Source organism: Collinsella aerofaciens, assembly GCF_040926405.1.
Taxonomy (GTDB): Bacteria; Actinomycetota; Coriobacteriia; order Coriobacteriales; family Coriobacteriaceae; genus Collinsella.
Genome location: NZ_JBCOIG010000043.1, coordinates 1 through 8485, shown reverse-complemented (window position 1 = coordinate 8485; position 8485 = coordinate 1). Strand labels below are relative to the sequence as shown.

The window sequence follows — 8485 nt, the reverse complement described above, 5'->3', positions numbered from 1 at the left end:
TTTAAACGGCTGAAAAAGGGGCATCGACCTGCGCCGATGCCCCCAACGTGGACACACATTTTGTCCTATAAGCCCCCAATGACTACTTCGACAACACCGATGTTTTGGTACCGACAGCGAAAACCCGCCAGAGCGAGCAAGGTGCCTTGAAACGAGGCGGCATTGACCTTCTGGTCATGCCGCCGAAGTTGAAAGGCAGATTGCCGCTCTGGCGGGTTTGCAGCGTCAAGCGGTTACGGCGTTTGGTAAAACGCCGTAACTAATTAAAAGCGATTGCCGCGGAAGCCGCCACCGTTGCGGCCGCCACGATCGCCACCGCGGCCGCCGCGGTCGTTACCACGGTTGCCGCCGAAGCCGCCACGGTTGCCACCGCGATCGCCATAGCCACCACGGTTGCCGCCAAAGCCGCCGCGACCGCCACGGTCGCCGCCACGGTCACCAAAGCCGCCACGGCCACCGCGATCGCCACCGCGACCGCCACGGTCGCCGCCACGGCCACCGCGATCACCAAAGCCGCCGCGACCGCCACGGTCGCCGCCACGGCCACCGCGATCGTCACGGCCGCCGCGAGGACCGCGGTCCTCGTCCAGGCCCATGGCGACGAGCGGAGCGATAACCTTATCGAGAGCGGCCATCAGCTCGGTGGCCTCCTCGTAAGAAAGCTCGGGCAGGAGCTTCTCCTTCTTGTTGGCAAGCTCGACCAGGCCCTCAGCGGCATCCTCGGCAGCGAAGACAACGATCTTGCGCATATCGCCCTCGGCGTCGTCGATGCGGCCGACCAGATCGGCAGCCTCGGCCTCGGCCATCAGGCCATCGAGCTCACGAAGGCGCATGCCCAGTAGGTCGGACATTTCCTTCTGCTCCATCTTGGGCTTGAGGTCAAGAAGCTTGATGGCGCGCTCGATGTTCGCCATGCGCTCGGCCTTGGCCTCCTCCTCCTTGGAAATAGCAAAGCGACGGCTACGCAGCAGGCGGGCGGCCTTCTGCATCTTGTCCATCAGCTCTTCGTCATCGTAATCAACGGCGGCCTCGGCAACCTCGGCCTCCTCCTCGGCGGAAACCTCGTCAGCAGCCTCAACCTCGGCAGCTTCGGTCTCCACGGTCTCGACTGCCTCAACCTCGGCAGCCATGGTCTCGTTCTCGGTCTCGTTCATGATCTCTTCGTTCTCAGACATGAGACTCCTTCTTGGCCCTCTCGGGCATCATCGCCCCATTCGCGGGGCCCGTCGCGCACTCTTTGCGCTTTAAACATTCATGCCTCTCGGCAAAACGTCCATTAGTTTATGGTGTCGCCATTCAATCTAGCTGCAGAATCTATGTGCACACATTAATGCGACATGTGCGACTCGCGACGAGCGTACACAACCGATACCACAAATCCGACCACGGCAATTACAGCCGCCACACGCACGGCTGCCGCAAATCCAATCGCCTGGGCAACGTCGGTCGCAACGCCAGCGGCGCCGGCAGTCGCCGCAGAACTCGAGAGCAGGCCGATAAACAGCGACGGGCCAAACGATGCGGCAATCATGTTCCACGTGTTGAGCAATGCTGTTCCGTGAGGATGCTCAGCGACAGGCAGCGTCTCCAAGCCGGCCGTTTGCGAGGGGCTCAGCACCAAACCGACTCCGGCATACACAACAACGGTCAGCGCCACGACGACGCCGATGTTCATGCTTGCGGCCGTCATCGAGATGGCAGTCTGCCCCACGGCGATCAGGGCAAAGCCGACCGGCAGCAGCGGCCATGCGCCACGGGCGTCCATCACGCGTCCGCCCACAATCGAGGTCACGGCATTGCAGGCAATCGCCGGCAAAATGAGCAAGCCCGCAACAAGGGCGGTCATGCCGTATGCGCCCTCAAAATAGAGCGGCAACAAAACGCTCATCGAGAACGTCGTCATCATCGACACCACCACAAGCAGACACGCAGGCCAAAAACGAACGCCCGCCATGGGACGCACGTTAAGCACCGGATGCTCGAGCTTGAGCTGGTGGGCCGCAAACAGGCCGAGCAGCACAATGGCGGCGAAGAGCGTCGCGATGCCGGCAATCAGATTGGTCGAGAACTCGCCTACGGAATACACAAATGCCGTAATACCGGCGGCGAGCAAAACAACCGACAGAATATCAAGCGTGGCGTTCGAACGCTCTCCGACATTCTGAACGAGCTTTACGCCCGCCGCAGCGACCACAATGCCGCCCACCAGCGGCACTACGAACACCGCCCTCCAGCCAAACAACGTGCACATGAGACCGCTGATCACGGGTCCAAACGCCGGCCCCAGCGTAATGCAGGCACCGCCCAGGCTCAGATACAGACCGAGCTTCTCGCGCGGAGCGCAAGACAGCACTACGTTCATCATGAGCGGGAACAAGATACCCGATCCCGCAGCCTGCAAAATACGGCTTGGCAGTAAAACGCTAAACGACGGAGCGACCAGGCACAGGACTTCGCCGGCGACCATGCATCCGCATGCGAAAAACAGCAGATTGCGTGTCGAGAAACGACCGGACAGGAAGGCCATGATGGCCGTAAAGATCGACGTCACGATCATGTAGCCCGAAACAAGCCACTGCGCCGTGGTGGCACTCACCGAAAAGGCCGCCATAATGTCGTGCAACGCCACGTTAATGATGTTCTCGTTAAACGCGGCGACAAAGGCTGCAGCATACATTACGACGAGAATCGCCGAGGCTGTCGACGGTGATTGAGTTTGCTTTTGGGATTTGGTCCCCATGAAATTCCTTCCTCTTAGAACGACAATCGCATCGCCCCAGAGGAACGGTCCAGGGCGAAAATGAGCCCTAGACTTACGCCAGACGCCGTACACGACGAATCTGACAACATGGTCCAACGTCGAAAGATTGTAACGCGGACGCGCAGCTTTCCTTCCGCGCTATTATTAAAAGTCCACGAAAGCATGAGACATGAGGAGCCCGCCATGATTAAGCCCATCATGAAATCCGAGTTCTTTTTACGCCTGCCTTCCGAAGACGCGGGACCCGACGACGCCGTGATCGGGCAAGACCTCCTGGATACGCTCCACGAGCATGAGCACGAGTGCGTGGGCCTCGCCGCCAACATGATCGGCGTGCGCAAACGCATCATCTGCGTAAAGGACGGCAACAGGGCGCTCCTGATGTACAACCCGCAAATTCTTGAGCAGGTCAATGCCTATCAAACGAGCGAAGGATGCCTCTCGCTGATCGGCGAGCGTCCCTGTACCCGCTATCGCCGCATTAAGGTTGAGTATTTGGACGAGAACTTCATCCACCGCATCAAAAACTTCTCGGGCTACACCGCCGAAATCATCCAGCACGAAATCGACCACTGCAACGGGATAGTGATTTAGTTCCGCCGATTCAAGAAAGCTCCCTGCAGCAAAACAACTGCAGGGAGCTTTTCATAGTGCGGAGCTTCTATCCCACTAGCTCTGACGGTAATGATCAAAGAAGTCGGCGAGGTCTTCGAGGGACTCTTTGAGTACTTCCATGCGCGGCAGGTACACGATGCGGAAGTGATCGGGCTCGGCCCAGTTAAAGCCGCCGCCGCGCGTGATCAGAATCTTCTTCTCGTGCAGCAGGTCGAGGGCAAACTGCTCGTCATCGGTGATGTTGAACTTCTTAACATCCATCTTGGGGAAGATGTAGAACGCCGCGCGCGGCTTGACCACCGAGATGCCGTCGATCTTGTTGAGCGCCTCATACACAAAGTTGCGCTGCTCGTAGACACGACCGCCGGGACGGATGTAGTCGTTAACCGACTGATGGCCGCCGAGCGCCGTCTGGACGATCGACTGAGCCGGCACGTTGGAGCACAGGCGCATGTTAGAGAGCATGTTGATGCCCATGATGAAGTCGCTCATGCAGCGCTGGTTGCCCGAAAGCACCATCCAGCCAATACGATAGCCCGCGATCATGTGCGACTTGGAAAGGCCGCTAAAGGTGACACAGGGCAGATCGGGAGCGAGCGAGGCAATCGAGACGTGCTCGTAGCCGTCCATGCACAGGCGGTCGTAGATCTCATCGGCAAAGATCATGAGCTGGTGCTTGCGCGCAACCTCGACGATGCCCTCGAGCACCTCGCGCGGATAGACCGAGCCCGTGGGGTTGTTGGGGTTGATGATGACGAGGGCCTTGGTCGCGCTCGTGATCTTGGACTCCATATCCTCCAGGTCGGGATACCAATCCGCCTGCTCATCGCATAGATAGTGCACGGGATGGCCGCCGGCAAGGGTTGCGCACGCCGTCCAGAGCGGATAGTCGGGGCTGGGGATCAGAATCTCGTCGCCATTGTCGAGCAGCGCGTTCATCGAAAGCTGAATGAGCTCGGACACGCCGTTGCCCGTGTAGATATGCTCCATCTGAACATTGGGCAGGCCTTTGATCTGGGAGTACTGCATGATCGCCTTGCGCGCAGAGAACAGGCCGCGCGAGTTGGAATAGCCTTCGCAGTCGGGCAGCTGCTGACGCATATCCTTGATGACCTCGTCGGGCGTGCGGAAACCGAAGGGCGCCGGGTTGCCGATATTGAGCTTGAGGATGCGCTCGCCCTCGTCCTCCATACGGGCAGCCTCGTCGACGACGGGACCGCGCACATCATACAGGACGTTATCAAGCTTGGTGGATTTAGAAAAAGTACGCATGGTGGTGCTCCTTGGAATTTGAGCTGAGGGACTAGGTTCGGATTTGGCAACTTTACGGGACGGAGGGGTCTCACCTTGGTCGGCGTCACCGGCAAGCAGCCAGGTAACATCGACCTCCAAAATGCGGGCGAGCAGCTCGGCCACATCGCGCCGCGGGATCGTCTTGCCGCTCACATATTGGCTCATCTGACTCTTGCCGAGTTTTTTGCCGAGCATCTCCGATGCGCGGATCACGTCCGACTGGCGAACGTCGCGATCGGACATAGTCTGTCGCAGGCGATCGCTAAACGTCTCTTGGGCCACTAGAACCTCCTTGCTGGCAAAGTTCAATTTATAGAACACGAATTGAACCTGAGTTCAATTTAGGCAGCAGTATAGCGCGGCGCATTATCCGGAAGTTCAATTTCACAAGAAAATGTACCGAACCCCGAGAATTGTCCCAAAGCGGACAATGACGTGTACACGTTTAGAGGTATTCAAGGAATCGAGCGGCCGCGAGCGAAACATCGGCCGTTCGATATATGGCGTTGATCTGGCGATGGGGATGCCCCTCGAGTGGGCGCACGGCAACATCGAACTGACAGCGGCGCAAGATGAGCGCGGGTAGAATGCTCACGCCCAGGCCGTCCTCGACCATAGCCATAATCGCATAGTCATCCCAAGTCGACAGTTTTGAGCGCACTGTCAGTCCCGTCCGACGAAACAGCGGCGTAATCTCGTCATCGGTGCCGCGTTCTAGCAGAATAAACTGCTCGTTTGCCAAATCGGCAAGGGGAACGACCTCCGCCGCGGCAAGCGAGGAGTCCGCCGGCACTACCGCCATCAACTCGTCGCGCACCAAAGACCGCGATGCCATGCCGTTTTCTCGGGGTTCACGCGGGATAAAGCCCAGATCGCAGCGGCCCTCTGCCACCCATTGTTCAATCTCTGAGTAATCGCCCATCAGCAACTCGTAATCGACGTCCGGGTGATCGGCGCGAAAGCGCGCAATCACCGGCGGCAGCACGTGGGTCGCCACGCTCGAAAACGTACCGATGCAGATTTTGCCGCGCATGAGCCCGCGCATCTCATCCACCCGTCGCTGCAAGCGAGTGAATTCCTCACAGAGCGCTTCGACAGCCGGCATGACCTGCCGCCCATCGGCAGAAAGAGCCACGCCCTCGCGACTGCGGTCGAGCACCTTAAAGCCCCAGTCGGCCTCAAGATCGGCCACCATACGGCTCACGCCCGACTGCGAATAGCTCAGGCGCTCGGCAGCACGCGTAAAGCTTCCGGCGCGCACGGTCTCGAGCAGCACCTGCATCTTTTGAACATTCGTTTCCACGGCACCCCTCCACCTATGCATGAGCTTTTGTCATGTTATCTATGCATTATATTCGCTTTTCTTCTAAAGCCAGTTCACCCATAGTGAACATGCTCGGATATAGAGGGGATGGAAGCGCATGAACAACGGGCTGTTTACGTACTTAGCAGCATTGCTATTGTTTGGCTCCAACGGCATCATCGCCTCTGCCATCGCGTTGCCGAGCTCCGATATCGTGCTACTGCGCACGTTTTTGGGCGCCCTCTCGCTTGTCACTATCCTTGCCATCACCCAACGCCATAAGTTGCAGGCGCCATCTCGCCTCCGCGAAGCCGCAGCCCTCCTCCTTTCGGGAGCCGCGCTGGGCGCCAGCTGGATTTTTCTGTTCCGCGCCTACCAGACGATCGGCGTCGACGTATCCTCGCTGCTGTACTACTGCGGCCCCATCATTGTCATGGCGCTCTCCCCGCTCATCTTTGGCGAAAAGCTGACCGGCGGCAAAATCGCCGGCTTTGTCGCCGTTGCTTGTGGTGCTTTTCTCATTGCAGCGCAAGGTCTAGGCGGCAATATGCCCATTGCGGGTATCGTCTGCGGTATCGCCTCGGCATTTTGCTATGCGCTGATGGTCATCGCTAGCAAGGGTGCGCCACACATCGAAGGCCTCGAGAACTCCACGCTCCAGGTGAGCGCCGCCTTTGTGACCGCGCTGGTCCTCACGCTCATCACGCAGGGCGCTCCCTCATTCCTGTCCGCCGGCGTCGCCACCAGTATTGATTGGCGCGCCGTCGTCATGCTCGGCGTCGTCAACACCGGCATCGGTTGCCTGCTCTACTTTAGTGCCGTCGCCAAGCTGCCCGTCCAGACCGTCGCGGTCGTCGGCTACCTCGAGCCGCTTTCGGCCGTCGTGTTCTCGGCCGTCCTTTTGGGCGAAGCCATAACACCGGTCCGCCTGACGGGCGCCGCGCTTATCATCGGCGGCGCGATTTTTTGCGAACTCGCCGGCAAACGCGCAAACGCCAAGGCTGGCATCGCCCAGACAGTACGTGCTTAAAAGCCCCTGCTTTGAAATACTACCTGCGTAGATAAATAATCCCCAGCTGAGGATTATTGTCTAAAATAACCCGATGTGCCAAACTGCTCTTGTATGTATAAAGACGGCATAAAGTTTTTTGTCCTAGACAGATAACCGGATGTCTAAGGGAGTCCTCGTGGCACACAATAAACTGGAGGCAAACCTCCAAGACCAGCACGGGCAAGGCGGGCACGGAGCCATCCCCCTCTCCGCTGGCATGCTGCTCGTAACGCTCGGCGTCGTCTATGGTGACATCGGCACGAGCCCCATGTACACCATGAAATCAATCGTCGCCAACAACGGCGGCATCGGTACCGTCAGCGAGGACATGATCCTGGGCGCGCTTTCGCTCGTCATCTGGACCATGACGCTCGTGACCACGGTCAAGTACGTAGTAATCGCCATGAAGGCCGACAACCACAACGAAGGCGGCATCTTCGCCCTGTTCAGCCTCGTACGCAAGGTGGCACCATGGCTGATTCTGCCCGCCATGATCGGCGGTGCGGCACTGCTTGCCGACGGCATCCTCACCCCCGCCGTCACGGTCACCACAGCCATCGAGGGTCTGCGCACCATCGAATGGGGCCATGCGCTGCTGGGCGACGGCCAGACCAACGTCATCATCATCACAATCATCATTATCTGCGGCCTATTTGCCATGCAGCGCGCCGGCACCTCGTCAATCGGCAAGCTCTTCGGCCCGCTCATGACGCTGTGGTTCCTGTTCCTGGCAGGCGCCGGTCTGTTCAACATGCTCGGCAACCTGTCCATCTTGCGCGCGCTCAACCCCATCCGCGGCATTATGTTCCTGTTCTCGCCCATCAACCATTCGGGCATTATGGTGCTCGGCTTTGTCTTCCTGTCGACAACCGGTGCCGAGGCACTCTACTCGGACATGGGCCACGTGGGCAAGGCAAACATCTATGCATCCTGGCCATTTGTTAAGGCGGCCCTTATCCTCAACTATCTGGGTCAGGGAGCTTGGCTACTCGCCAATAACTCCAACCCCCAGATGCTCGCGATGGATATCGTCAACCCGTTCTATATGATGCTCCCCGAGCCCCTGCGCCCCTTTGCCATCGTGCTTTCGGCCGTGGCGGCCATCATTGCCTCGCAGGCGCTCATCACCGGCTCGTTCTCGCTGGTATCCGAGGCAACGCGTCTCAACCTTATGCCGCATCTGCGCATCCACTACCCCAGCGACACCAAGGGCCAGCTCTATATTCCGCTCGTCAATAACATCATGTGGGTCGGCTGCATCTTCATCGTGCTGCTGTTCCAAAACTCCGAGCGCATGGAGAGCGCCTACGGCCTCGCCATTACCGTGACCATGCTCATGACCACGACGCTTTTGACGAGCTACATCGCCGGCATCCTCAAGCACAGGCTGGGTGCCTGCGTCTTCGCCCTGCTCTTTGGTGCCATTGAGCTGTGCTTCTTCGCCTCGTGCCTCACCATGTTC

At 58.9% G+C, this 8485-nt stretch carries 7 protein-coding genes; 3 read left to right on the top strand and 4 right to left on the bottom strand.

What is annotated here, in order from left to right:
• Window positions 1–263: 263 nt before the first annotated feature.
• Window positions 264–1175 (bottom strand): hypothetical protein, encoded by a 912-nt coding sequence (locus AB5758_RS09350; protein ID WP_368152512.1) that lies wholly within the window; start codon window positions 1173–1175, stop codon window positions 264–266.
• Between the two features lie 152 nt (window positions 1176–1327).
• Entirely contained in the window at window positions 1328–2677 is a 1350-nt protein-coding gene (locus AB5758_RS09345; RefSeq protein WP_368155522.1) for an MFS transporter, read from the bottom strand.
• 267 nt (window positions 2678–2944) lie between these two features.
• Between AB5758_RS09345 and AB5758_RS09340 the strand changes: the two genes are divergently transcribed.
• On the top strand, window positions 2945–3355 hold the full coding sequence (locus tag AB5758_RS09340; protein ID WP_225093313.1) for a peptide deformylase: 411 nt from the start codon (window positions 2945–2947) through the stop codon (window positions 3353–3355).
• A 75-nt stretch (window positions 3356–3430) separates the two neighbouring features.
• Here the strand turns inward: AB5758_RS09340 and AB5758_RS09335 are convergent, their stop codons facing one another.
• Together AB5758_RS09335 and AB5758_RS09330 are read right to left on the bottom strand one after the other, a co-directional pair.
• Window positions 3431–4912: an aminotransferase class I/II-fold pyridoxal phosphate-dependent enzyme gene (locus AB5758_RS09335; protein WP_276530462.1), complete on the bottom strand. Its 1482-nt coding sequence runs from the start codon at window positions 4910–4912 to the stop codon at window positions 3431–3433.
• Between the two features lie 202 nt (window positions 4913–5114).
• Entirely contained in the window at window positions 5115–5972 is an 858-nt protein-coding gene (locus AB5758_RS09330) for a LysR family transcriptional regulator (protein ID WP_225093312.1), read from the bottom strand.
• A gap of 118 nt (window positions 5973–6090) precedes the next feature.
• Here AB5758_RS09330 and AB5758_RS09325 point away from each other — a divergent pair, with 118 nt between their 5' ends.
• Both AB5758_RS09325 and AB5758_RS09320 read left to right on the top strand, forming a co-directional pair.
• Complete coding sequence (locus AB5758_RS09325; RefSeq protein ID WP_225093311.1) at window positions 6091–7002, top strand: DMT family transporter; 912 nt, start codon at window positions 6091–6093, stop codon at window positions 7000–7002.
• A 139-nt stretch (window positions 7003–7141) separates the two neighbouring features.
• A partial coding sequence (locus AB5758_RS09320; RefSeq protein WP_368155520.1) for a KUP/HAK/KT family potassium transporter occupies window positions 7142–8485 on the top strand: 1344 nt, incomplete at its 3' end.

Bases quoted from the DNA above. Each gene is read 5' to 3' on its own strand.
- AB5758_RS09325 (WP_225093311.1), top strand. From the start codon at position 6,091: ATGAACAACGGGCTGTTTACGTACTTAGCAGCATTGCTATTGTTTGGC.
- AB5758_RS09335 (WP_276530462.1), bottom strand. From the start codon at position 4,912: ATGTCCGATCGCGACGTTCGCCAGTCGGACGTGATCCGCGCATCGGAG.
- AB5758_RS09350 (WP_368152512.1), bottom strand. From the start codon at position 1,175: ATGTCTGAGAACGAAGAGATCATGAACGAGACCGAGAACGAGACCATG.
- AB5758_RS09340 (WP_225093313.1), top strand. From the start codon at position 2,945: ATGATTAAGCCCATCATGAAATCCGAGTTCTTTTTACGCCTGCCTTCC.
- AB5758_RS09345 (WP_368155522.1), bottom strand. From the start codon at position 2,677: ATGTATGCTGCAGCCTTTGTCGCCGCGTTTAACGAGAACATCATTAAC.